The organism is Nesterenkonia cremea (genome assembly GCF_014642675.1).
In the GTDB taxonomy this organism is placed as follows: Bacteria; Actinomycetota; Actinomycetes; order Actinomycetales; family Micrococcaceae; genus Nesterenkonia; species Nesterenkonia cremea.
The window spans coordinates 407,372-431,074 of the sequence record NZ_BMIS01000002.1; the positions used below are offsets into that span (position 1 = coordinate 407,372).

Consider the following 23,703-nt stretch of genomic DNA (forward strand, 5'->3'; position numbering starts at 1 on the left):
GACCATGAGGTGCCCTTTCAGTGAACGACAAGAAGCAGTATGACTTCCAGGAGATCGAGGCGCGCTGGCAGCCGTACTGGGAGGAAGCCGGAACCTTCGTCGTAGATCCGGAGGACACCCGGGAGAAGAAGTACGTGATGGACATGTTCCCCTACCCTTCGGGGGACCTCCACATGGGCCATGCCGAGGCCTTCGCCATCGGCGATGTGCCGGCCCGCTATGCGCGGCTGCGCGGCTGCAACGTGCTGCATCCCATCGGCTGGGACTCCTTCGGCCTGCCCGCGGAGAACGCGGCCATCAAGAACGATGCTCACCCGGCCGAGTGGACCTACGCCAACATCGAGACCCAGGCCGCCAGCTTCAAGCGTTACGCGATCAGCGCCGACTGGACCCGCCGCCTGCACACTTCCGATGAGCGCTATTACCGCTGGACCCAGTGGCTCTTCCTGCAGTTCTATCAGCAGGGCCTGGCCTACCGGAAGGATTCTCCGGTCAACTGGTGCCCCAAGGATCAGACCGTGCTGGCCAATGAGCAGGTGGTCGACGGCGCCTGCGAACGCTGCAAGACCCCAGTGACCAAGAAGGCCCTGAACCAGTGGTACTTCAAGATCACCGACTATGCCGATCGCCTGCTCGATGACATGGAGCAGCTCAAGGGCTCCTGGCCCGAGCGCGTTCTGGCCATGCAGCGCAACTGGATCGGCCGCTCCACCGGCGCCTCGGTGAAGTACACCATCGAGGCCGCCGCAGATGCCCCGCAGAAGGTCATCTCCGTCTTCACCACGCGCCCTGACACGCTCTACGGTGTGACCTTCATGGTGGTCGCCGCCGACGCGGAGCTGGCCCGGGAACTGGTCACCGAGGACCGTCGCGCTGAGCTGGAGGAGTACCGTGCCGCATTGGGCAGCGTCTCCGACATCGAGCGCCAGTCGGCCGACCGTGAGCGCACAGGCGTGTTCCTGGGCCGATACGCCCTCCACCCGCTGACCGGTGAGAAGCTGCCGGTCTGGGCCTCCGACTATGTGCTGGCCGACTACGGCACCGGCGCCGTCATGGGCGTTCCGGCCCACGACCAGCGCGACCTCGAATTCGCCCTGGTCATGGACCTGCCCGTCACTGTGGTGGTCCAGACGGAGGACGAGGACCCGGCCGTCTCCGGTGTGGCCGCCGCCGGCGAGGGCACTCTGATCAACTCCCCGGCCTGGGAGGACCTGGGCAAGGAGGAGGCCATCGCCAAGTCCATCGAGGTTCTCGGTCAGAAGGAGCTGGGCGAGGCTGAGGTCAACTACCGCCTGCGCGACTGGCTGCTCTCGCGTCAGCGCTTCTGGGGCGCACCCATCCCGATCATCCACTGTGATGACTGCGGCGAGGTCCCGGTGCCGGAGGACCAGCTGCCGGTGCAGCTGCCCACTGATATGCGCGGCGAGCAGCTCTCCCCGAAGGGCAAGTCTCCGCTGGCCGGCGCCGAGGATTGGGTGACCGTGGACTGCCCCGACTGCGGCAGGCAGGGCACCCGGGACACCGACACCATGGACACCTTCGTGGACTCTTCCTGGTACTACCTGCGCTATATCGCCCCGCAGGACGACGACGCGGTCTTCCCCACCGAGGAGGTCAACAAGTGGCTGCCGGTGGATCAGTACGTCGGCGGCGTGGAGCACGCGATCCTGCACCTGCTCTACTCCCGCTTCTTCACCAAGGTGCTCTACGACCTGGGCCTGGTGAACTTCACCGAGCCCTTCTCCGCCCTGCTCAATCAGGGTCAGGTCCTCAATGGCGGCAAGGCCATGTCCAAGTCGCTGGGCAACGGTGTGAACCTGGGCGAGCAGCTCGACACCTTCGGCGTCGATGCTGTCCGGCTCACCATGGTCTTCGCCTCCCCGCCGGAGGACGACGTGGACTGGGCCGATGTCTCGCCCTCGGGTTCGGCCAAGTTCCTGGCCCGCGCCTGGCGACTGGCCCAGGACGTGGAGTCCGAGCCGGGCGCCGACCCCTCCGCAGGAGCATCCGGTCTGCGGTCGCTGACCCATCGGACCATCGCTGACTCTGAGCAGCTGGTCGAGGATCAGAAGTTCAACGTGGTGATCGCCCGCGTGATGGAGCTGGTCAACGCAGCGCGCAAGGAGATCGACGCCGGTGCCGGTGCCGCTGATCCTGCGGTCCGTGAGGCCACAGAGGTCACCGCCCAGATCCTCTCGCTGGTGGCTCCCTACACCGCTGAGGACATGTGGGCCCTGCTGGGCCATGAGCCCTCGGTGGCCAACTCCTCCTGGCCGGCGGTGGATGAGGCCCTGCTGGTGGAGGACACCGTCACCGCTGTGGTCCAGGTCAAGGGCAAGCTGCGCGATAAGCTCGACGTCCCTGCCGACATCTCCGCCGAGGAGCTGGAGAAGCAGGCGCTGGCGCTGCCCAAGATCCAGAAGTACATCGAGGAGGGCGGCGGTGTCCGCAAGGTCATCGTCCGCGAGCCCAAGCTGGTCAATGTGGTGACCGGCTGACGCCTTCCTATGGAACATTCGGTGCAGGAGTGGGCCCGGGCCTCAGAGGAGGAGCTCTACGCCCGGCGCTCCCGCCTCTCCGGACGCAGGCCCAGCCTGAAGCGTCGCCGCGGCCGGATCGCGGTTGTGACGGACTCCTCCTGCTCGCTTCCCACTGATGCTGAGGGCCAGATCCGGATGGGGCAGTTGGGGGCCAACATCACCAGCGTCCCGATCCCGGTGATGATCGAGACCGCCCAGCATGACGCCCAGATCTATGCGGGGGCCTCATCGGAGCTGGACCGTGATCTGGCGCTGGCCGTGGCCCAGGGGACACCGGTGCGCACCTCTCGTCCTTCGCCCGGGCGGCTGTCCGAGGTGTATCACCGTCTGGCGGGCCAGGGGTATGCGGGCATCGTGTCCGTCCACCTCTCCGGGAAGCTCTCCGGAACGGTGGAGGCCGCCCGACTGGCCGGTGAGGACAGCCGAATCCCGGTGAGCGTCGTGGACTCGGCACAGACGGGACTCTCGCTGGGGCATGCTGTGCTCGATGCGGCGATGACCGCTCAGCTCGGGGGGAGCCAGCCCGAGGTGGTCCGCGCCGCTGAGGAGACCGCCGCTGCCTCCCAATCGCTGTTCGTGGTGCCCAATCTTGAGCAGCTGCGCCGCGGCGGACGGATCAATGCGTTGGCGGGCATCCTCGGGAACCTGCTGTGGGTGAAGCCGCTGCTGCATATCCGCGACGGCGAGGTCCAGCCTCTGGAACGGCCGCGCACTCTGCCGCGGGCCATCTCACGGCTCACCGCACGAGTGGAGGATATGGCCGCGGAGATGGACAGGCCGCGGATCGTGGTTCACGGCTTCGGCAACCCCGCCCAGGCGCGTGAGCTGGCAGAGGCCTTTCAGGAGCATTCTGCGCTGCCGGTGCCGGTGGTGCCGCTGCCGCCCGCTCTGGCCGCTCATCTGGGGCTGGGAGCTCTGGCGGTCTGCGTGAGCCCTGCGCACACCGCCACGCCTCAGCGGTAGCTCCGAGCCTCCAACGGTTGAGCCGAGCCCCAGCGGCAGCGCGGCGACAGATTCCTCCACAGCGGCCTGTGGCTCGGATGAGCCGCGCCCGGGACTCCCCAGTCCTGTTCTGAACGCTCCCCGATGCTCTGCAGCAGTCCTACTGTGACCGCATGGAGGACGAAGAGCTCATCTCACGACGCGACCGGCTCCGCCAGGAGCGGGAGGAGCGTCATCGGATTCGGCAGGAGCGCCACAGTGCTCCCGGGCGCTTCCGCCTGCGCGCGATGGCCGTGGTGGTCGTGGCCGGCGCTCTGGTCAGCTGGCTGTTGGTCTCCTGGTTCGGCGGCGGCTCGTCCTCCCCAGAGGCTCTTCCCGATGCCCCGGAGCTCTCCCGCGACCAGTCGGGGCAGGAACAGGCAGACGAGGGCCATGCAGGCCAGCGGCAGGGCTCTGATGAAGAGGCGCCGCCCGGGGCAGAAGACAGTGCAAGTGAGAACAGTGCGCCTGATGACGGGCCCACTGTGGTCCATGTGGCCGGTGCCGTGGAGTCTCCCGGAGTGGTGGAGGTGCCGGCCGGGGCTCGGGTCCACGAGGCCATCGAGGAGGCAGGCGGCCCCACGGAAGAGGCTGCGCTGCACGGGCTGAACTTGGCGGAGGAGGTTCAGGACGGGGTCCTCGTCTGGGTGCCCACCCAGGAAGAGTACGACGCCGGCGAGGGGCCTCCCGCCGACCATGGCCAGCAGGCCGGGGGATCGTCTGGGACAGAGGAAGGTCAGGGCGAGCTCATCAACCTCAACACCGCCGATGCCGCTGGACTGGAGGGGCTGCCCGGCATCGGGCCCGCGCTGGCCGAGCGGATCGTGGACCACCGCCAATCCCACGGCGACTTCGGCTCTCTGGAGGAGCTGGCCGCGGTCAGCGGGGTCGGCCCTGCCATCCTCGCCGACGTCGAAGATCTCGTGACCTGGTGAGAGCGTCTGTGAGGGCTCTGCGGAACGCCGTCCTGGGTCATGGCCAGGTGGAGGCCCAGCCTAAGCCTGAAGCCGGTCTGCGGCCCCTTGATCTGCGTCTGCTGCCGGCGGCCACGGCGGCCTGGGGTTCGGCACTGGCGGCCGTCCACCTGCCCTGGGCGGTGGGAGCCAGGCTCGGCTGGGGACTGTTCCTGGCAGCACTGATGCTGAGCGGGGTCCTGCTGCTCCTTCTGCGGAGGCCGGTGGGTGAGCGGGGGAGTCCTGGCCGCAGCTGGCCGCGTCATCTGCTGCTGCACAGTGTGCTGGCCTGCCTGGTGGGGGCTGTAGTGGCGATCTCTGCGGCCGTACCGCAGCGCACGGCCGACGAGTCCGGGTGGAGCGAGGCCGTGGAGGGTGAGGCGCCCTTCGAAGTCACACTGCGCATCAGCGGAGATGCCCAGCTGTTGGACCGTCCCGGCTTCGACGGTGAGGACCGCTTGCTGGCCGATGTGCAGGTGCACTCGGCCCAGCTGCCCGGATCAGGCTCCGACGCGGATGAAGTGCCTGATGAGCCGGACGTGAAGCTGAGAGTCGCTGCGGTGCTGATCGTCTCCGAGGACCAGCCGCTGGTGGCCGGCCAACACTATCAGGGCATGGTGAGGGCCTCGGCCACTGAGGTGGGCGACCGGGCCACCGCCCTGCTCTTCCCCTTCGAGGAGGATGGGCTGGCCGCCCTGCCGCAGGACCGCTGGGCGCAGGTCACCCAGGGGTTCAACACGCTGCGCGCGGCCACCACAGAACATGCGCAGCATGCGGTGGGCGATGGCCCGGCCCTGCTGCCGGCCATCGTGCTCGGCGATCGTTCCCAGCAGTCGCCGGAGCTGCGCGATGCCATGCTGGACTCCGGTCTGAGCCATCTCAGCGCGGTCAGCGGCACGCATCTGGCCCTGGTGGTCGGAGCACTGTTGGGGATCCTGCGCCTGTCACGGGCGCCCCGATGGATGACGCTGCCGGTGCTGCTGATCGGGATCGTGCTGTTCGTGCTGCTGGTCCAGCCCAAGCCCAGCGTGATCCGCGCGGCGGTGATGGGCGGCATCGGAGCCCTGGCGGTCTTCGCCGGGCGGGGTAGGGCCTCCTTCGCACTGCTCTGCCTCTGTGTGCTGGTGCTGCTGATCTACGATCCATGGTTCAGCACCGCGCCTGCCTTCCAGCTCAGCGTGGCGGCCACTCTGGGCATCGTGCTGGTCGGACAACGGGTGAAGGAGATGCTGGATCCTTGGCTGCCTGGAGTCCTTTCGGGGCCGCTGGCGCTGACGGCCTCTGCTCAGCTCTTCGCCGTGCCGGTGCTGCTGCCGCTCTCGGAGGGTGTGCAGACCTATTCGGTGCCGGCCAATCTTCTGGCGGGTCCGCTGCTTCCCTTCGTGACTGTGCTGGGCACAGCGGCCGCGGTGCTCAGCACGGCTGTCCCGTGGCTCTCTGCGGCACTGCTGTGGTGTTCGGGATGGGCCGCGGCAGGGATCGGCCAGATCGGCAGGACAGCCGCCGAGCTTCCGCGTGCAGTGGCTCCGTGGCCGCAGGGCTGGTTCGGTCTGTCCCTGGTGCTGGTCTATCTGTTGGCCGTGCTGATCCTGGTGGTGCTGCTGGTGCGCGGACCGGCCTGGCAGATCACCTGGCTGCACGGCGTCGTGCTGGGTGCTGCGGCAGGTTCGCTCGGGGCGCTGATGCTGCCCACCACGCTCTGGATGGGCGGCGGGCCGCCCGATCACTGGCGTGTGGCGCTCTGTGATGTCGGGCAGGGAGACATGCTGGTGGTGCGAACACAGGAAGCGGGGGCTGTGGTCATCGACGCCGGCCAGGAGCCGGAGGCAGCCGATGACTGTCTGCGTGATCTGGGCATCACCACTGTGGAGATGCTGATGATCAGCCATGACCATCGCGACCACTACGGGGGAGCGGCAGGTGTGTTCCGCGGCCGTGAGGTGGAGCAGGTGCTCTACTCGGCCAGCGACGGCTGGGAGGCGGCGGATGCCATGGAGATCGAGGATGAGGGGATCCCCATCATTCGGGCGGAGCTGGGTGACGCCGGACGGCTCGGCGAGGACTACCCGGCGTCCTACCGGGTGTGGTCGGCCTTCAGCCATTTCCCCAATCCCAATGACAACTCATTGGTGGTCCAGCTCTACCTCTATGAGACGACAGAAGCCCCAGCCGGATCCGCGAACGATCCGCTGAGGCTTCTGGTGACTGGTGATCTGGAGGAGGAGCTGACCGCAGCGCTGCTGCGGCAGGATCGCCTCCCGCAGGAGGTGGATCTGCTCAAGGTCGCTCATCATGGTGCCGCGAACGGCGGACTCGATCTGCTCAAGAGCAGGGAGCCCGCCGTCGCGCTGATCGGGGTGGGGGAGGAGAACAGCTACGGTCATCCGGACCAGAGCATTTTGGATGCCCTGGCGGAGGTCGGCGCAGTCACCTACCGGACCGATCTGCACGGAACAGTGATCCTCAGTTGGGAAGGGGGCGTGCTCAGTGCCGCCCGCCTTCCCAACTGAGGATCAGCCGTATGGAGTGATCAGAGGACCGGGAGCTTCAGCTCGTCACCGACGAAGATGGTGTTCGGGTCCTGGATCTGGTCGGCGTTGGCGCCCCACAGGTCCTGCCAGTCAGCGATGCCGAGCGCATCGGCGATCTTGGTCAGGGAGTCACCCTCCTGGATGGTGTAGGTCTCCCCGGAGACCTCAACATCGGCCTCCGGAGCAGCCTCCGGCTCGGTCGGCTCCGGGATGTCCTGGGCCGGTGCCTGCTGCACGGGAGCCTGCTCAGCCGGTGCCTGCTGCACGGGAGCCTCCTGAACCGGAGCCTCCTGGACGGGTGCCTGCTGCTCAGCGTTACCCTGCTGCTCGGCCGGAGCCTGCTGCTCAGCAGGTGCCTGCGCTGCGCTGCCGCCGCTGGGCTGGCCGGAGAGGCCGAGCTGAGCGGAGCACGCGGGCCATGCGCCCCAGCCCTGCATCTCGAGCAGGTTCTCGGCCACGCGGATCTGCTCAGCCTTGGAGGCCTGGTGCGGCATGCCGCTGCCTCCGGCAGCCTCCCAGGAGCTCTGCTGGAACTGCAGTCCGCCGTAGAAGCCGTTGCCGGTGTTGATCGACCAGTCGCCGCCGGACTCGCACTCTGCGAGGCGGTCCCAGTCGGACTGAGCGAAGGCGGCCGGGGCCTGTGCGACGAGGGCGCCGCCGGCCAGAGTGGCTGCAGCCATGCCGCCGCCGAGGATCTTCTTGAAAGTCTTGGTGTTCTGCATAATCAGACAGTTGTATCGAAGCCCCCGCCACTCAGACCTTCCCAGGTCTTCCTCGTGTCACCGTCCTGCTTCACCTCACGTTTCCTACGGTCTGTCCGCCGAAGCCGGCCTTATGGACGGTGATGGGGAGCGGCCGGCTCCTGCAGCTTCTGCGACGGGATCTGATTCGGAGCGAATCCGACTCAGAGGCGGAACTCGAAAGTTACGCCAACATCACAGAAGATGTCCGCAATCCAGTAAAAGGTCTCGAAAAGGTTGCGTCAAACAGGTCAAGTACCCCCGTGTCACCTCTGGAAGCCCGGAATCACAGGGATCTAGGGTCGTTATCGTCCCGTTATAGAGTTTCTGTGAGTTAGATGTGAGTCGACGTGATTCCTGTGCCCTGCCGTATGCGTCCACGTGTGAGTCGTCCAGGGGAGCAAGGCGTCATGCCTGGTCAGCGGCGCACAGCCCCATCGTCGCCCCGCAGCGGCCGCAGGGTGCCAGAATGGCACATATGACCAGCGGCACACCTGGAACACGCACCCTCCGGGGTTTTGCGGTGATCTCCACCAGTGCCCTGAGCACCCAGTCCGGAGCTGCGGTGGGCTCTCTGGCATTCAGCACGATGACCCCAGTCGGCGTCGTGGCTGTGCGTCAGCTGGTCGCCGCACTGGTGCTGCTGCCGATGACCCGACCCCGAGTATGGCAGTTCACGCGATCCCAGTGGTGGCCCCTCGGTCTGCTGGCCTTCTTCTTCGCTGGGATGAACACTGCCCTCTATGCGGCCGTCGAGCGAGTGGGCCTGGGAATGGCCGTGACCATCGAATTCCTGGGGCCGCTTGCGGTGGCGCTGATCTCCGGCCGCCGTCCCAGAGACGCGGTCTGTGCGGCACTGGCGCTGAGCGGCGTCGTGCTGCTGACACGTCCCGGGCCCACTTCGGATCTGCTGGGACTGAGCTTCGCCGTGATCGCGGCTGTCTGTTGGGCCGGCTATATCGTGACCAATCGCGTGGTGGGCCAGAGGCCGCCGGGGGGTCCAGGGGACTGCGGTGGCCACCACCCTCTCCGCCTGCGTGACGGTTCCGATCGCTGCGCTGATCGTCTGGCAGGCTCAGCCTCCGGCTCAGGCGTTCCTCTTCGCCGCTGTGGCCGGGATTCTGGCGACGGCGGTGCCCTATTCTCTGGATCTGATCGTGCTGCGCAGGATCAGTCCTGTGGTCTTCGGGCTCGGGATGTCCATGCATCCCTTCTTCGCAGCGCTCATCGGCCTGGTGGCGCTCTCCGAGGACCTGCCGCTGATCGCGTGGGCGGGGATCGGATTAGTGATCCTCAGCAATGTTCTGACCATCATCAGCGATCAGCCGCACCGCACATATCGAAGACGAGGCCGCGAAGGAAGCTGCGACCGTCGGCCGGCGGGCCGAGGGCCCGGAGGTTCAGCAGAAGGGAAGAGACGATGACCATGATGGAACAGCTGGGCATGCGGCTGCCGATCGTCGCCGCGCCGATGGCTGGCGGTCCCAGCACGCCGGAGCTGGTGACAGCTGCTGCACGAGCCGGTGGGATCGGATTCCTCGCTGCCGGCTATAAGAGCCCTGAGCAGCTGGCCGAACAGATCGATCAGGTCTCGGCAGCGACGGATCGCTTCGGGGTGAACCTCTTCGCCCCCACGCCGGTGCGGATCGGTGCGGAGGCCTATGCCGACTACCGGCGGCGGCTCGAACCGTGGGCACTGCACTACGGAGTCAGCCTTCCGGAGAGCCCAGCGGAGGACGATGACCGGTGGGAAGAGAAGCTGGCCGTGCTCGAGGAGCATCCGGTGTCGGCGGTGAGCGTGACCTTCGGTCTGCCGAGCTCCACCGACATCCGGCGTCTGCAGCGCACCGGGGCTGCGGTCCTGCAGACGGTCACCACGGTCACAGAGGCTGAGCACGCAGACATCGCAGGCGCCGATGCGCTGATCATCCAGTCCCATGAGGCAGGTGGCCATTCGGGGACCTGGACTCCTGCGGCGCCGCCGGCCCCGGTCGAACTGGAGGAGATGCTGCTGCACATCCGGGCGGCCACTGATCTGCCGCTGTGGGCCGCCGGAGGAATCTCCACGCCTGATCGTGTGCGCGAAGTCCGAGCGGCCGGAGCCGAGGCGGCCGTCGTGGGCACGATTCTGCTGCGCACCGGGGAGAGCGGCGCGAACCCGGTCCATCAGGAGGCTCTGGCGGCTGCGGACCGGGAGGCGACCATCATCACCAGCGCCTTCTCCGGCCGCCCCGCCCGTGCGCTGGAGAACGAGTTCGCCGCTGCGCTGACCGGAGTCGCGCCCTTGGGCTTCCCGGCGCTGCACCATCTGACGGCTCCGCTGCGCCGGGCCGCTGCGGCGGCAGGGGACCCTGAGGGGCTCAATCTGTGGGCGGGCACCGGATGGCGCGACGCCTCCCCAGGGCCCGCAGAGGAGCTGCTGCGCCGCCTGGGGTCATGAACCCGCTATATCTATGAACCGGGCAGCTTCCGTGAGGAGGTTCCCTTCCATGCACGGTAGGCCCAGGCCGTCATGATCAGCACCACAGCCCAGGCGCAGGCCACGATGATGCCTGAGAGGACCCCTGGGTGGGCGATGAAAGCCCCGACGGCGACCAGAGAGACCTGGCCCGGGACGGTGGAGACCAGGCTGGCTGTGAGGAAGGTCCGTTGCCCGATCCCGAAGGCTCCGCTGCCATAGTTCACCGGCCAGTAGGGGAAGCCTGGCATCAGCCGCAGCGTGCAGACCGCTTGGAAGCCTGCGCCCTGCAGATTGGTCTCGACCTTGCGTGCGTGCTCGCCCAGCAGCTTCAACACCGTTCTGCGCCCCAATCCTCGGGCCAGCCAGTAGGCGCCCCAGCAGCCCACCAGCACTCCGGCCACAGAGAGCACGCTGCCGATGATCACGCCGAAGAGCAGGCCCCCGGTCACGGCCATGATGGTCACCGGGATCGGAGTCATAGCGACAGCGGCGTAGAGAGCGAGGAAAGCGACGACGCCGACCCACCCCAGCTCTTCGATCTCAGCCTGGAGCTCGCCGACGGAGGGCAGGCGCACGTTGAAGCCCAGCCACAGCATGATCAGCAGGACGACGACGAGCAGGCCGTTGCGCAGGAGGCTGCCCCACGGCAGACTGCCGCGCCGGTGCTCCTCGTGGTGGGTGGGCTGGGGCTCATCGCTCATCTGCCCCACTGTAGAGGGTCGGAGGAGCGGCTCTCAGCCTGGGAGGCCACGGTCAGCCGTGCAGAGACTTCGCGATGGCTCCGGCCAAGGCGTCTGCGGCGTGCGGTGCTCTGTGCAGGTTCAGCGCCGGTTCGAAGAGCTCGGCCTCCAGAAGCACGGTGCCGTGCTCGGCGGAGGTGACGATGTCGATCCGCCCGTAGAGCGGGATCTCTGTTCCTGCAGCGGCCGCGCAGGCTCTGATCACGCGATCTCCGAAAGCGATCTCTTCGGCAGAGGCGCGCTGCACCTGTGGGTTCTCCTGATAGTGGCCGCCGAGGAAGCCGCCGCCGCGCTCCAGCAGCGCCCCTTTGGCGATGGTGTGAGTGTGCTCTCCACCGATGAAGTACAGCGCCTTCTCCCGTCCCTCAGAGAGCTCGGGGATCTCCGGCTGGACCATCACAGTGCGGCCCTCCTCCAGGATCTTGCGTCCCAGTGTCAGGGCGCGTTCGGAATCCGCTTGCAGCAGCTCGGTGTCCAGGGCACCGGCTGAGACGCTGGGTTTGATCACCACCCAGTCCCCACCGTGCGGAGCCAGGGCCTGAGTGAGCTCCTCCGAGGTGTGGACCCACTCAGTGGGTACCACGGCGACGCCGCGCTGCTGCAGCTGCTGCAGATAGACCTTGTCCAGATTCCACTCGACCAGCTCCGGAGCGTTCAGGACTTGGGTGCGGGACGCCGCGGCGTGCAGCCACGATCGGAACTCCTGCTCACGCTCGGCGTAGTCCCAGGGGCTGCGCAGCACCAGCAGATCGAACTGCCGGGAGTCATCCTCTGCGGGCCAGCGGTGCCAGACCACAGGTTCGGCGAGGATGTTCCGAGCCGAGAGAGCTTCGATCAGCGGTCCGGTGTCGTTGTCATAGTCGCTGGGGCGGTAGGTGTCGGTGACGACGACGGCGACGCGAGGAGTGAGTTCTTCAGACATGCTCACATCTGCCCGTTGTCCTGGAAGCTCTCGTGCCAGGACAGAGCCTCGCGCAGCAGATGCGGGGTGTGCCGTCCGTTCGGGTTGGCCGCTGCGGCCCGATCGAAGTAGTCCTGCAGGCGGTCCCGGTAGTCGGGGTGGGCGCAGCTGTGGATGATCTTCCTCGCCCGAGCGGTGGGGGAGAGTCCGCGCAGGTCGGCCAGGCCCTGATCGGTGACCAGGATCTGGGTGTCGTGCTCGGTGTGGTCGATGTGGCTGGCGAAGGGCACGATGGACGAGATCGCGCCCTCCTTGGCTACTGAGGGGGAGACGAAGAAGTTCAGGTAGGCGTTGCGGGCAAAGTCGCCGGAGCCGCCGATGCCGTTGATGATCGAGCTGCCCATCACGTGGGTGGAGTTCACGTTGCCGTAGATATCAGCCTCCACCATGCCGTTGATGGCGATCAGCCCCAGGCGGCGGATGGCCTCCGGGTGGTTCGAGATCTCCTGGGTGCGCAGCAGGATACGTCCCTTATAGCTTTCGATGTTCTCGTTGAAGTCGGCGGCCCGCTCGGCCGAGAGCGAGAAGCTGGTCGCGGAGACTGCGGTCAGCTTCCCGGTGTCGATCAGGTCCAGCATGCCGTCCTGGATGACCTCGGTGTAGGCGGTGAGGTTTTCGAACTCGCTGTGGGCCAGGTTCGACATCACGGCATTGGCCACGTTGCCCACGCCGGACTGCAGCGGCAGGAGGTTCTCCGGCAGGCGCTCCTGGTCGATCTCGTGGCGCAGGAAGTCCACCACGTGGTCAGCCATGGCCTTGGAGCTCTCATCAGCGTCCTTGAACGGCAGGTTGCGGTCGGGAGCCTCGGTCTCCACGATGGCCACGACCTTCTTCGGGTCCACCCGGAGGTAGGGGTCCCCGATGCGCTGCAGAGGGTCCAGCAGCTGCAGAGGGCGACGCTCGGGAGGCAGGCGTGTGCCGTAGTAGACATCATGGAAACCCTCATAGGCGCGTGGGTGCCATTGGTTGACTTCGATGATGACCTTGTCGGCGATGTCCAGCCAGGTCTTGGAATTGCCCACGGAGCTGCCGGGGATCAGCAGTCCGTTGGGCAGCACGGCGGCCACTTCGACCACGGCCACATCGAGGTTGCCGTAGAAGCCGAACCAGGCCTGCTGGGCGGAGTGGCTCAGGTGGGTGTCGATGTATTCGGTGGAGCCGGAGTTGATCGACTTGCGCAGCGTCGGGTCCGACTGGAAGGGAAGACGCTTGCGCAGGGCGCCCGCCTCAGCGAGCACGCCGTCCAGCTCCGGCGCGGTGGAGGCGCCGGTCCAGAGCTCGACTCCGAACTCCTCGCCCCGCTGATGGGAGTCCTTCGCCCGTTCGGCAACGGCTCCGGGGACGGCCTTGGGGTAGCCGGCTCCGGTGAAGCCGCTCATGCCGACGCGGTCGCCGTCGTCGATATGGGAGGCAGCCTCCTCAGCCGAAGTGATCTTGCTGCTCAGTATGGGGCAGGTGATTCGAGACATTGAGTGGGGTGACTCTTCCTTGGGCATGTGATTCAGACTGCATATCAGCGTATGTGGTCTCAGCCTCGTTCCAGTGAAGATGAAGTCGAGTGTCTGGCCCTGCGCCATTCGTTCCACATCTGCCGGAGGTCCCATGCCTCATCGGCCTGGATGGTCATGCCACGTGCCCCGGTCCGGCGGGTGCGCCCGCGGATGATCATCAGCCGAGTGCCGAAGAGCAGCGGCCCGGCCTGCTGCTGGGCATCGTCGAAGAAGATGGTGTCCACACAGCCGGTGCCGTCGTCCAGGCTGATGAACACTGTGCGGTCCCCGGAGCGCATCGGCGGAGTCTGGGTGGCCACCCGGGCACCTGCCACCAGGACCTCCGAGCTGTTGCGCAGACTCAGAAGATCCTCGGCGGCGACGACGCCGAGCTCTTCGAGCATCGGACGATAGGGGTCGAGGATATGGCCGTCCACCTCGGAGGAGAGGACCTCCAGCTCCGCCTCGAGCTGCTCCTCAGGGGAGGGGTCCGGTGTTTGGGAGATCAGCAGGTCTTCGCCGAAGAGGCTCTGCTGCTGATCATCCGTGGCCTGAGGCCGTCGCGGTCGGGCGGTCAGCTGACGGACATAGGCGATCAGCCCGCCGCGGCTGGCTCGCTGCTCCTGACCGGCGGCCAGAGAGTCCAGTGCACCGATGGAAGCCAGGCGCATCAGCAGCGGACGGGAGGGCTCTGCCCGGCGACGCAGCTCGGAGATGGAGGAGTAGGGCTGTCCGGCGACGATACGATCCAGCTCAGCCTCGGTGATGCCCCGAACATCGCGCAGCGCCAGGCGGATCCCCTTCTCCTCGGCGGAGACCCGTTCTACGCGGTACTCCCGGCCGGAGGCGTTGGCGTCCACCGGCAGCAGCGGGATGCCGATCCGCCGCGCCTCGGCCATCAGCAGTCGGCGCGGGTACATCCCCGGGTCATGTTCGAACAGGGCACAGAGGAACTCCACCGGGTAGTGTGTCTTCAGCCAGGCGCTCTGATAGGTGGGCAGGGCGAAGGCCGCGCCGTGGGCCTTGCAGAAGCCGAAGCTGCCGAACCCCTTCATAGCCTCCCAGATGGTCTCAGTCTCCTCGGCGGTGAAGCGCCCGGCCGCCGCGGTCCTGCGGCGGAACTCTGCCTCCACCTCCTCCGGGTCGCGCTGCAGCCGGCGTCGGAGCTCATCGGCATAGGCCAGGTCCACATCCATGCAGTCGGAGAGGATCCGCAGCACATGCTCGTGATAGACCACCACGCCGTAGGAGTCCTGGAGGAAGGGGGCGAAGCGCGGGTGCAGATAGTCCACCCGCTGGAAGCCGTGCTTGCGCTCGGTGAAGGGGCCCACCATATTCGCCTTCATCGGGCCGGGTCGGAAGAGGGAGATGTCAGCGATTAGGTCGCTGTACTCGGTGGGTTGGAGCTTGCCGATCAGCTCGCGCTGCCCGGGGGACTCGATCTGGAACATCCCCAATGTGTGCGTGGTGCGGATGGCCGCATAGGTGGCCTCGTCATCAGTGGGCACCGCATCCAGGTCGATCCGACCCTCCGGGGAGACGTAGGGGGTGTCCTCGGGCAGGCCTCCCTCCTGAGCGGCGTGGGGCCCGTTGACCCGGGCGACCTCTCGGACCGCGTAGGCCAGGGCCGACTGCATGCGCACTCCGAGCACATCGAGCTTGAGCAGGCCGAGGTCGTCGATGTCGTCCTTGTCGAACTGGGACATCGGCAGGCCCATCCCTGAGGGCTGGGTGGGGGTCAGCGAGAGCAGTTCGGAATCGCCCAGGATGACGCCGCAGGAGTGCATGGAGATATGGCGGGGGAGCCGGTCCAGACGCTCGGTGAGGTCCACCAGCAGGTCCACTTGGGGCTCGGTGTCCACCAGCTCCGCGACCTCCCGGAGCTCCGGCTTGGAATGCAGGACCTTCCGGAACTCGGCGGCGTCGAAGCGCCAGAGGCTCTCAGCGATCTGGTCGATGCGCTCCTCGCGCAGTCCCAGGGCCAGACCGGCGTCGCGGGCCGCTCCACGGGCCCGGTAACGGTTCTGCATGGACAGCAGGGTCACTCGGTGGTGCCCATAGCGCTCGAAGATCGCCTGGTAGATCTCATGCCGACGGGCGGACTCGATGTCCACATCGATGTCCGGCAGTGTGGTGCGCGCTCGTCCCAGGAACCGTTCGAAGAGCAGGTCGTGCTCCAGCGGGTCCACAGTCGAGATGCCCAGCAGGTGGTTGACCAGGCTGCCGGCGCCGGAGCCCCGGGCCTGGACCCGCACACCTGAGCTGCGGATCATCTCCACCACGTCGGCCACAGTGAGGAAATAGGTGTTGTAGCCGAAATGGTCGATGATCTGCAGCTCCTGCTGGAGGCGGTCCCAGATCTCGCTGAGCCGATCCCCGGAGGCCCCGGGATATCGCAGGGACAGGCCTGCCTGGCACTGCTCCCGCAGGGCTGCGGCCGGATCTCCGGTGATGCCCAGGACCTCCAGCTCCGGAACCTTGGGCCGGCGCCACTGCAGGTCGGCCTCCGGGTCCAGCTGGCAGCGCTCGGCCAGCTGCTCGGTGTGCTCCAGCATGGCTGCGGCGGAGGCTGCCGGGAGATCGGCCTGATCTGCCACACGGTAGGCGATCCGGTGCATCTCCTCGGCAGGCTTGAGCCAGGCCTGGGCATTGGGCTGGGCGGGGAAGCTGCCCAGCGGCAGCAGGTGGGCGGCGGAGTCGAGGACGTCGGCGGTGACGGCGTCGTCGGGCTCCAGATAGCGCACAGCATTGGTGAGCACCGCCGGAGTGCCGCTGTGCTCGGCCAGGGTGAGCATCGCCGCGGCATGCTGCAGGCTGAACGGGCTGCCGGGACGGGTGTGGTGGACCACGAGCTCCAGTACGACGCCGCCGGGGAGTCTCTGCCTCCAGTCCTCCAGCAGGCCGACGGCCCGGCCCGGATCCTCGGCCAGCACGGCCTGTCCGACGTCGGACTCCGGGCCGAGCATGACGGTGGCGGTGGGCCCCTGCTCATCCTGGAGGAAGACCGCCGGACGGCTCCGGCTGATCCAGGCAGGGCGATGCACGCTGCCGTGGGCCTTCCGGCGTGCGCCGCGCTTGGGCGCATGGGCCGAGGAGATCAGCCGGGTCAGCCCGGCCCAGCCGGCCCCGCCGGTGCTCCCATGGGCCAGCACGGTGATCTCGGACTGCTCGGAGCCCTCGCGGACCTGCAGGCCTGCGCCCACGATGGGCTTCAGGCCGGCGGCCAGGCAGGCTCGGATATGGCGGACTGCCCCGTAGAGGCCGTCACGGTCGGTGATGGCCGCGCTGTGCTGGCCCGCCGCGTGGGCGGCGTCGACCAGGGCCTCCGGTCGGGTGGTGCCGTGGTGGGCGGAGAAGGCGCTGGTGACGTGGAGATGGGTGAAGCTGGCCATCGCGCCTCAGTCGTAGATTCCGGTGACCGGCCACTGCATGCCGGAGGAGGCGATCAGGTCGAAGATCAGGATCTGCCCGTCGGGGGCCTGGGCGCGCACCTGCCACATCGGCTGCTCCAGCACATCGGCGGACTGCCCGGCCGGTGCACGTCCGGTTGTGGTCCACCAGGGCCGGCGGTCGAACCACTGGATCGGCCGACCGGTGACGGTGAAACGCCGTCCGGACCAGACCAGGCGCAGCGGTATGCCGGCCTCATCAGCCCAGACTGTGGCCATCTCCTCCTGGGCCGCTGGATCTGCACTCATCGGTCACCCTCCGTCTATTCGAAGACATGTTCGAATATCGAGTGTACGACCGGCCCCTGACACGACCAAGTGACAGCGGCCCGGATCACGCGCGGCGGGCGCGGGATCCGGGCCGGAGAGGCTGTGGGATCAGAGGCTGAGCACCAGCTTGCCCATTGTGCGGCTGGACTCCAGACGGCGGTGGGCCTCCGCCAGGTTCTCCGGAGTCAGGCCTTCGAGGGTCTCGCTGAGCGTGCTGCGCAGCGTGCCGGCGTCGATCATCTCGGCCACACGGTCGAGGATCTCTGCCTGCCGGGCCATATCCGGGGTGCCGAACATGGTGCGGGTGAACATGAACTCCCAGTGCAGGGCGATTGACTTCGGCTTGAAGGGCCCGGTGGGCAGGCCGTCGGGATCGTCGATGACCACCAGGCCGCTCTGCGGCGCCATGGCCTCGGCGATCTTCTCCTCCTGGCCCTCGGTGAAGGCGGAGAAGGCATAGTCCACACCCTGCGGGGCGATCTCGGTGAGCTGCTCGGCCAGGGAGCGGGAGTGGTCGATCACGTGATCGGCGCCCAGGCCCCTGACCCAGTCGCGGCTCTCCGGGCGGGAGGCGGTGGCGATGACGGTGCGCCCGGTCAGCTGCTTGGCCAGCTGGATCACCATGGAGCCCACACCGCCTGCGGCACCGACCACCAGCAGCGTCCCCTGAGCCTCGGAGCCGAGCTTCAGCCGGTCGAAGAGACCCTCCCAGGCGGTGAGCGCGGTCAGCGGCAGGGCGGCGGCCTCGGCGTGGCTCAGACCCGAGGGCTTGGCCCCGACCACCCGGGAGTCCACCACATGGAACTCGGAATCGGTGCCTGGGCGCAGCAGATCACCGGCGTAGAAGACCTCATCGCCGGGGGAGAGGCCGGTGGCCTCCGCACCCGCGGCACGGACGACGCCGGCCGCATCCCACCCCGGGACCTTGGGGTCCGGCTGCGGGGCGGCACCGGTGCGGACCTTGGTGTCCACCGGGTTCACCGAGACGGCCCGGACCTCCACCAGCAGGTCGTGGGGGCCGATCTCGGCCAGCGGAAGCCGCTGCTCCTCGAAGCGGGGCACCTCCTGGTCGCCTGCGGCGATCACCAGGGAGCGGACGGTCTGCGGGAGGTTCTGTGTCTCAGCCATATCCGGTGCAACTGATGGGGCTGTGGACACATTCCGAGTGTCAGAGCTCCATCCTTTCCTGTATGTTCAGCGCAGATCCAGGTCAGCCTCACGGAACTCCAGCGGCGCCGGCGTCGTCGCGGCCTCGGGGCGGGACTCCTCGAGCTCGCGCAGCTCCACACGGCGGATCTTGCCGGAGATGGTCTTGGGCAGGTCGGCCAGCTCGATGCGCCGGATGCGCTTGAACGGCGGCACGGCATCGCGGCAGTGCTGCAGGATGGAGGCGGCCGTCTGCTGATCCCACTCGGTTCCGGAGGCCAGCACCACGAAGGCCTTGGGCACGGCCAGGCGCAGCGGATCGGGGGAGGGGATCACCGCAGCCTCGACCACAGCGGGGTGCTCCACCAGCACGGACTCCAGCTCGAAGGGCGAGATCCGGTAGTCGCTGGCCTTGAACACGTCATCGGAGCGGCCCACATAGGTCAGCACGCCCTCGGCCTCGCGCCGGACCACATCGCCGCTGTGATAGACGCCGCCGCGGAAGGCCTCGGCCGTGCGCCGGTCATCGCCGTAGTAGGACTTCAGCAGGCCCACCGGGCGGTCGGGGCCAGTCTGCTCGGCGCGCAGACAGAGCTCTCCCTCCTGGGCGCCGTCCACCACCGGAGCCTCCTCGCCGGTCTGGGGATCCAGCAGCACCACGTCGAAGCCGGGCAGCGGCCGCCCCATGGAGCCGGGGATCACCGGCAACCCCGGAGTGTTGGCCACCTGCAGCGTGGACTCGGTCTGCCCGAATCCGTCGCGGATGGTGGTGTCCCAGGCGCGGCTGACCTGTTCGATGACCTCGGCGTTCAGCGGCTCACCGGCGGAGACGGTCACCCGCGGCGGGGTGGTCAGCCGGCTGAGGTCGGCCTGGATGAACATCCGCCAGACAGTGGGCGGAGCGCAGAAGCTGGTGACCCCATGGGCCTTCATCTGGTCCATCAGGGAGTGGGCGTCGAAGCGCTGGTAGTTGTAGACGAAGATCGTCGCCTCTGCGATCCACGGGGCGAAGAAGTTGGACCAGGCGTGCTTGCCCCAGCCCGGTCCGGCCACGTTGAGGTGCACATCGCCGGGCTGGATGCCGATCCAATACATCGTGGTCAGATGCCCCACCGGATAGGAGGTGTGGGTGTGCTCCACGAGCTTGGGCAGCGAGGTGGTGCCGGAGGTGAAGTAGAGCAGCAGGGTCTCATCGGCGCCGGTGGGCGCTTCCGCAGTGAATCCCGACGCCGACCGGTAGGCCTGCGGATAGTGCAGCACTCGGTGCCCGCTGACCTCCGGATCAGGGGTCTGGGTCGTGTAGAAGCCGGGGACGTGGATCAGTCCGAGCTCGCCGGAGACCTCGGAGAACTTCTTCAGATCCTCGGTGCCCGCGGCCGCCCAGGCGGCCTGGCCGCGGGTGACCCGGTCCTGCAGATCGGCCGGGCCCATCTGGACCGCGGTGGGGATGAGCACCGCACCCAGCTTGATGCCGGCCAGCATGAGCTCCCAGAGCTCGATCTGGTTGCCCAGCATCAGGATCATCCGGTCCCCGCGGCGCATGCCCTGTTCGCGCAGCCAGTTGGCCACCCGGTCGGAGGTCTCGGAGAGCTCTGCGAAGCTGCGGCGCAGTACCGAGCCGTCCGCCTCAGCGATGATCAGGGCATCCTGATCGGCGCGCTCGGAGGAGGCGGCGATGCGGTCGAACCAGTCCAGCGCGAAGTTGAACTCCTCGAAGCGCGGCCAGCGGAAATGCTCACGGGCCTGCTCATAGTCCTGCTGGTATGTGACCAGCTGGTCCCGTGCCGCTCGGAACGCCTGGGTCTGTTCCGGCTCGGAGCTGCTCATACTGCGGGTCCTCCTGCGTACTGGATGGAAGGGTGCTCTCCCCATACAGTACGCAGGAGCGGCTCAGCGGCGGCGGCGCGGGCGTCGGCGGTTCGGATTCTGAGACTTCTGGGAGCCCTGGGATCGCGAACCCTGCGGCTTCTGCTGCTGCGGGGCCGGTGGCGCCACATAGGGAGCCGGAGTGCCCACCAGCTCGGTCACTTCGGGAGAGTCCTGGGCGACCTGGACGGGGGAGACCTTGATCTCGGCCTTGCGCAGCAGGGCCTGGGTGTCCTTGCGCTGTTCGGGGAGCATCACAGTGACCACATCGCCGGCGCTTCCGGCGCGTGCGGTGCGGCCCGAGCGGTGCAGATAGGCCTTATGCTCGGCCGGAGGATCTACATGGACCACCAGCTCCACCGAGTCCACATGCACGCCGCGGGCCGCCACATCGGTGGCCACCAGCACGTTGACGTCTCCGCCGCCGAAGGCCGCGAGGTTCCGATCGCGGGCGTTCTGCGAGAGGTTGCCGTGCAGGTCCACCGCCGGGATGCCCTGGGTGGTCAGCTGCTTGGCCAGCTTGCGGGCCTGGTGCTTGGTCCGGGTGAACAGGATGCGCCGTCCCTGACCGGAGGCCAGAGTCTTCACCAGCTCCTTCTTGCCCTCCGGGTGGGCTTCGAAGACGTGGTGGGTCATGGCCGCCACATGGGAGGTGGCCTCGTCCACCGAGTGCAGCAGCTCGTCCTTCAGGAAGCGCTTGACCAGCTTGTCCACGCCGTTGTCCAGAGTGGCGGAGAAGAAGAGGCGCTGACCGTCGGCCGGGGTCTTGGCCAGGATGCGGGTCACCCCGGGCAGGAAGCCCAGATCCGCCATATGATCGGCCTCGTCCAGCACGGTGATGCGCACATCGTCCAAGGTCAGGGCGCCCTGCTGCAGCAGATCCTCCAGGCGGCCGGGGCAGGCCACCACGATGTCCACGCCGGCTTTGAGCGCATTGATCTGGTGCTTGGGGCTGACACCGCCGAAGATCGTGGTGGTCCGCAGCCCGTAGGCGGCGGCCAGCGGCTCCAGCACGGCGTTGATCTGGGTGGCCAGCTCACGGGTGGGAGCCAGCACCAGGGCGGTGGGGCGTCCGGCTCGGCGGGAGGAGGCGGCGTCGTCCTCACCCAGGGAGGCGACCACAGGGATGGAGAAGGCCAGCGTCTTGCCGGAGCCGGTCTTGCCGCGGCCGAGCACATCGCGGCCGTTCAGGGTGTCCGGCAGGGTCTGCTGCTGGATGGGGAAGGCCAGGAGCTTGCCGTCGGCGGCCAGTGCCTGCACCAGGGGTGTGGGGACATCGAGGTCGACGAAGGTCACAGGTGTTTCAGAGATGGCATGAGCCTTTCAGAGAGAGCCGGGCTCAGCGGGACAGGGATCTCCGCGCCGCCGCAGCCGGCAGGGTGGCGAACGCACCAGAGGGTGCACTCGGTTCGCCGCGAGAAGATCACTGCTGATGACAGGCCGATGGGAGGGGCCTGTAGGAATGAGGCGTTCTTACGACGCAGAAGCTCCGCAGAACTTCCAGCCTTCGAGTCTACGGCATCGGACCTGCGCTGCGGCGCATCAGGAGGGTGCGGGAATAAGTGCCCGGACATCAGAGCTGTCAGCTGACGGACCCTCATCCACCTGCCTGAGAACGAGGAGGAGCTCCTGATGCGAGCCACCATGATGTACACCGCCGGCGATGTCCGCGTGGAAGATGCCCCGGACGCCGCCCTGCAGGATCCCACCGATGCGGTGGTGCGGGTGGTCCGCACCTGCATCTGCGGATCCGATCTGCACCCCTATCACTCCAAGGAGGATGCTGAGCCCGCCTTCATGGGCCATGAGTTCCTCGGCACCGTGGAGGAGGTCGGCTCCGAGGTCACCGGCCTGAAGAAGGGCGACCTGGTGGTGGCCCCCTTCGCCTACGGCTGCGGAAGCTGTGTGCTCTGCCGCGAGGGCCTGCCCACCTCCTGCCCGCAGGGCGGATTCTTCACTTCGGCGCAGTCGGAGGCCATCCGCGCACCCTTCGCCGACTATAACCTCACCAAGCTGCCGGGCGACGTCGACGAGACCCTGCTGCCCTCGCTGCTCACCTTGGCCGATGTCTACGGCACCGGCTGGCACGCCGCGGTCAAGGCCGGGGTCAACCCGTCCACCAGCGTGACGGTGATCGGCGACGGCGCAGTGGGTCTGTTGGCGGTGCTCTCGGCCCGTCAGCTGGGTGCCGAGCAGATCATCCTGATGGGCCGCCATCAGGCCCGCACCGATCTGGGACGCGAGTTCGGCGCCACCGATGTCGTCGCCGAGCGCGGCGAGGAGGGCATCGAGAAGGTCCGCGAGCTGACCGGCGGCCTGGGCACCCACACAGTGTTGGAGGCTGTGGGCCACATGCCCGCCTATGAGCAGTCGGTGGGCGTGGTCCGTCCCGGCGGTGTGATCAGCCGCGTGGGCGTGCCGCAGTACGACCAGGCCTCTGTGGGCTTCACCAGCCTCTTCGGCCCCAATGTCACACTGACCGGCGGTCCGGCCCCCACCCGCAGCTACATCGATGACCTGCTGCCGGGTGTGCTGGGCGGAACCGTGGAGCCCGGGAAGGTCTTCGACCGGCACATCGGGCTGGAGGAGACCCCGGAGGGATACCGCGCCATGGATCAGCGCGAGTCCCTGAAGGTGCTGGTCACCCCCTGATTTCTGTGGGTGGGAGCAGGCGGAGGCGCTCGGCGGCGGTCACCACAGGCCCGGAGCATGCTGCTGGGGCATTGTGATGGCCGCTACCGGCCTCTGCGGCGCCTCTCATACCAAAGCCCACCGATAGCAACAGTGAGTCCGACAAGCGCGCTCACTGTTGCGACCACCAAATACGTTTCATCGATCACAGACCCTCCGTGCGTTCCAGCTGCACCCACCGGCGCGCTTCAGCCGCCTCATCCTGACCGAACACCTTGGCATCCAGATCCGAGAACACCCTCGAACTCGCCGCGGTCGCCTTTTCGGTCAGGGTTGAGTCGGTGACTACAGCCACTCGTCCCAATCGGTTCAGATCGGTGAGACTCTTCAGGGAGAACCGCACATCCTCAAGGATCGCCCCGGGGCTCATGCTCTCAAGGTCAGACAGGTCGGCATACAGAGACACCTGCCCATGCTGGGACATCGCCCCATTGACAGAATCTGTGACCTGCTCCCACTCATGCTTCTCGACCTTGCCGCTGGCCCAAACTGAGACCAGCCCATCAGGTGTTGAGACTACCTCGATCATTCTGACCCTCCTTCGACGGGGGCACCGGATTCCACCGACAACGCTAGGAGCCACCCACCACGGACTTCAACAGCAGTTGAGCCGCTCATCGCGGCAGGGCTGTTGCAGGGAGGAGCCGCTGCAGCACCGCGAGCAAGCGCAGGCCGTCATCGATACTCCCCACGTCGAAGAGCGTGGGCTTCGGTGGCGGGATCGGCTTGCGCCCGGAGGGGAGCTGTCTCTTCTAGCTGTAATGCCCCGGAACGTTGTGAACAGGTGACGTAAAGAGGAGACCTCCGGTATCGATGTGGGTAATCACACTCACAAGTCGATAAACCGGAGGTCTCCATGACTCACCGTAATGCCCCGATGACCC

The 23,703-nt window shown here is 67.4% G+C and carries 16 protein-coding genes and 1 pseudogene; 7 read left to right on the forward strand and 10 right to left on the reverse strand.

The window, feature by feature from the left end; all coding sequences use genetic code 11:
• The first annotated feature begins 20 nt into the window (after positions 1-20).
• From leuS to IEW85_RS04135, 4 genes are all read left to right on the forward strand, one after another.
• Positions 21-2,498 (forward strand): leucine--tRNA ligase, encoded by a 2,478-nt coding sequence (gene leuS, locus IEW85_RS04120; RefSeq protein WP_188682909.1) that lies wholly within the window; start codon positions 21-23, stop codon positions 2,496-2,498.
• A 9-nt stretch (positions 2,499-2,507) separates the two neighbouring features.
• Positions 2,508-3,503, forward strand: a complete 996-nt coding sequence (locus IEW85_RS04125) for a DegV family protein (RefSeq protein ID WP_188682911.1) — start codon at positions 2,508-2,510, stop codon at positions 3,501-3,503.
• A 152-nt stretch (positions 3,504-3,655) separates the two neighbouring features.
• A complete protein-coding gene (locus IEW85_RS04130; protein ID WP_188682913.1) occupies positions 3,656-4,456 on the forward strand; it encodes a helix-hairpin-helix domain-containing protein in 801 nt (266 codons plus the stop codon).
• A gap of 8 nt (positions 4,457-4,464) precedes the next feature.
• Positions 4,465-6,984, forward strand: a complete 2,520-nt coding sequence (locus IEW85_RS04135; RefSeq protein WP_188682915.1) for a ComEC/Rec2 family competence protein — start codon at positions 4,465-4,467, stop codon at positions 6,982-6,984.
• A gap of 20 nt (positions 6,985-7,004) precedes the next feature.
• Here the strand turns inward: IEW85_RS04135 and IEW85_RS04140 are convergent, their stop codons facing one another.
• Entirely contained in the window at positions 7,005-7,727 is a 723-nt protein-coding gene (locus IEW85_RS04140) for a LysM peptidoglycan-binding domain-containing protein (RefSeq protein WP_188682917.1), read from the reverse strand.
• 1,031 nt (positions 7,728-8,758) lie between these two features.
• On the opposite strand from IEW85_RS04140, the gene IEW85_RS14295 reads away from it, so the two are divergent.
• Entirely contained in the window at positions 8,759-9,169 is a 411-nt protein-coding gene (locus IEW85_RS14295) for an EamA family transporter (protein ID WP_229658771.1), read from the forward strand.
• Positions 9,166-10,185, forward strand: a complete 1,020-nt coding sequence (locus IEW85_RS04150) for a nitronate monooxygenase (RefSeq protein WP_188682919.1) — start codon at positions 9,166-9,168, stop codon at positions 10,183-10,185. The genes IEW85_RS14295 and IEW85_RS04150 overlap by 4 nt, the downstream gene beginning before the upstream one ends.
• Before the next feature lie 11 nt (positions 10,186-10,196).
• Here IEW85_RS04150 and IEW85_RS04155 read toward each other — a convergent pair whose 3' ends face one another.
• The 8 genes and pseudogenes from IEW85_RS04155 to IEW85_RS04190 all read right to left on the reverse strand — a co-directional run.
• Positions 10,197-10,907: a TVP38/TMEM64 family protein gene (locus IEW85_RS04155; protein ID WP_188682921.1), complete on the reverse strand. Its 711-nt coding sequence runs from the start codon at positions 10,905-10,907 to the stop codon at positions 10,197-10,199.
• A gap of 52 nt (positions 10,908-10,959) precedes the next feature.
• Entirely contained in the window at positions 10,960-11,868 is a 909-nt protein-coding gene (locus IEW85_RS04160) for an ATP-grasp domain-containing protein (RefSeq protein ID WP_188682923.1), read from the reverse strand.
• Positions 11,869-11,870: 2 nt separating this feature from the next.
• A complete protein-coding gene (scpC, locus tag IEW85_RS04165) occupies positions 11,871-13,376 on the reverse strand; it encodes a succinyl-CoA:acetate CoA-transferase ScpC (protein ID WP_188682925.1) in 1,506 nt (501 codons plus the stop codon).
• 59 nt (positions 13,377-13,435) lie between these two features.
• Entirely contained in the window at positions 13,436-16,789 is a 3,354-nt protein-coding gene (locus IEW85_RS04170) for a DNA polymerase III subunit alpha (protein ID WP_188682927.1), read from the reverse strand.
• Positions 16,790-16,795: 6 nt separating this feature from the next.
• Entirely contained in the window at positions 16,796-17,095 is a 300-nt protein-coding gene (locus tag IEW85_RS04175; protein ID WP_188682929.1) for a DUF6504 family protein, read from the reverse strand.
• 129 nt (positions 17,096-17,224) lie between these two features.
• Positions 17,225-18,244 carry a zinc-binding alcohol dehydrogenase family protein gene (locus IEW85_RS04180; RefSeq protein ID WP_188682931.1) on the reverse strand — a complete coding sequence of 340 codons (1,020 nt, stop codon included), beginning with the start codon at positions 18,242-18,244 and terminating at the stop codon, positions 17,225-17,227.
• 66 nt (positions 18,245-18,310) lie between these two features.
• The gene (locus IEW85_RS04185; protein WP_188682933.1) at positions 18,311-20,089 is read right to left on the reverse strand and encodes an AMP-binding protein; all 1,779 of its coding nucleotides are present in this window, start codon (positions 20,087-20,089) and stop codon (positions 18,311-18,313) included.
• 66 nt (positions 20,090-20,155) lie between these two features.
• A pseudogene (locus IEW85_RS04190) lies at positions 20,156-21,439 on the reverse strand (DEAD/DEAH box helicase); the annotation flags it as partial.
• Positions 21,440-21,760: 321 nt separating this feature from the next.
• On the opposite strand from IEW85_RS04190, the gene IEW85_RS04195 reads away from it, so the two are divergent.
• Entirely contained in the window at positions 21,761-22,780 is a 1,020-nt protein-coding gene (locus IEW85_RS04195; protein WP_188682935.1) for an alcohol dehydrogenase catalytic domain-containing protein, read from the forward strand.
• Between the two features lie 184 nt (positions 22,781-22,964).
• Here the strand turns inward: IEW85_RS04195 and IEW85_RS04200 are convergent, their stop codons facing one another.
• Positions 22,965-23,348, reverse strand: coding sequence for a SpoIIAA family protein (locus tag IEW85_RS04200; protein WP_188682937.1), 384 nt, complete (start codon positions 23,346-23,348; stop codon positions 22,965-22,967).
• Positions 23,349-23,703: the final 355 nt, after the last annotated feature.

Bases quoted from the DNA above. Each gene is read 5' to 3' on its own strand.
- IEW85_RS04125 (WP_188682911.1), top strand. From the start codon at position 2,508: ATGGAACATTCGGTGCAGGAGTGGGCCCGGGCCTCAGAGGAGGAGCTC.
- IEW85_RS04130 (WP_188682913.1), top strand. From the start codon at position 3,656: ATGGAGGACGAAGAGCTCATCTCACGACGCGACCGGCTCCGCCAGGAG.
- IEW85_RS04140 (WP_188682917.1), bottom strand. From the start codon at position 7,727: ATGCAGAACACCAAGACTTTCAAGAAGATCCTCGGCGGCGGCATGGCT.
- IEW85_RS04150 (WP_188682919.1), top strand. From the start codon at position 9,166: ATGACCATGATGGAACAGCTGGGCATGCGGCTGCCGATCGTCGCCGCG.
- IEW85_RS04155 (WP_188682921.1), bottom strand. From the start codon at position 10,907: ATGAGCGATGAGCCCCAGCCCACCCACCACGAGGAGCACCGGCGCGGC.
- IEW85_RS04160 (WP_188682923.1), bottom strand. From the start codon at position 11,868: ATGTCTGAAGAACTCACTCCTCGCGTCGCCGTCGTCGTCACCGACACC.
- scpC (WP_188682925.1), bottom strand. From the start codon at position 13,376: ATGTCTCGAATCACCTGCCCCATACTGAGCAGCAAGATCACTTCGGCT.
- IEW85_RS04170 (WP_188682927.1), bottom strand. From the start codon at position 16,789: ATGGCCAGCTTCACCCATCTCCACGTCACCAGCGCCTTCTCCGCCCAC.
- IEW85_RS04175 (WP_188682929.1), bottom strand. From the start codon at position 17,095: ATGAGTGCAGATCCAGCGGCCCAGGAGGAGATGGCCACAGTCTGGGCT.
- IEW85_RS04180 (WP_188682931.1), bottom strand. From the start codon at position 18,244: ATGGCTGAGACACAGAACCTCCCGCAGACCGTCCGCTCCCTGGTGATC.
- IEW85_RS04185 (WP_188682933.1), bottom strand. From the start codon at position 20,089: ATGAGCAGCTCCGAGCCGGAACAGACCCAGGCGTTCCGAGCGGCACGG.
- IEW85_RS04195 (WP_188682935.1), top strand. From the start codon at position 21,761: ATGCGAGCCACCATGATGTACACCGCCGGCGATGTCCGCGTGGAAGAT.
- IEW85_RS04200 (WP_188682937.1), bottom strand. From the start codon at position 23,348: ATGATCGAGGTAGTCTCAACACCTGATGGGCTGGTCTCAGTTTGGGCC.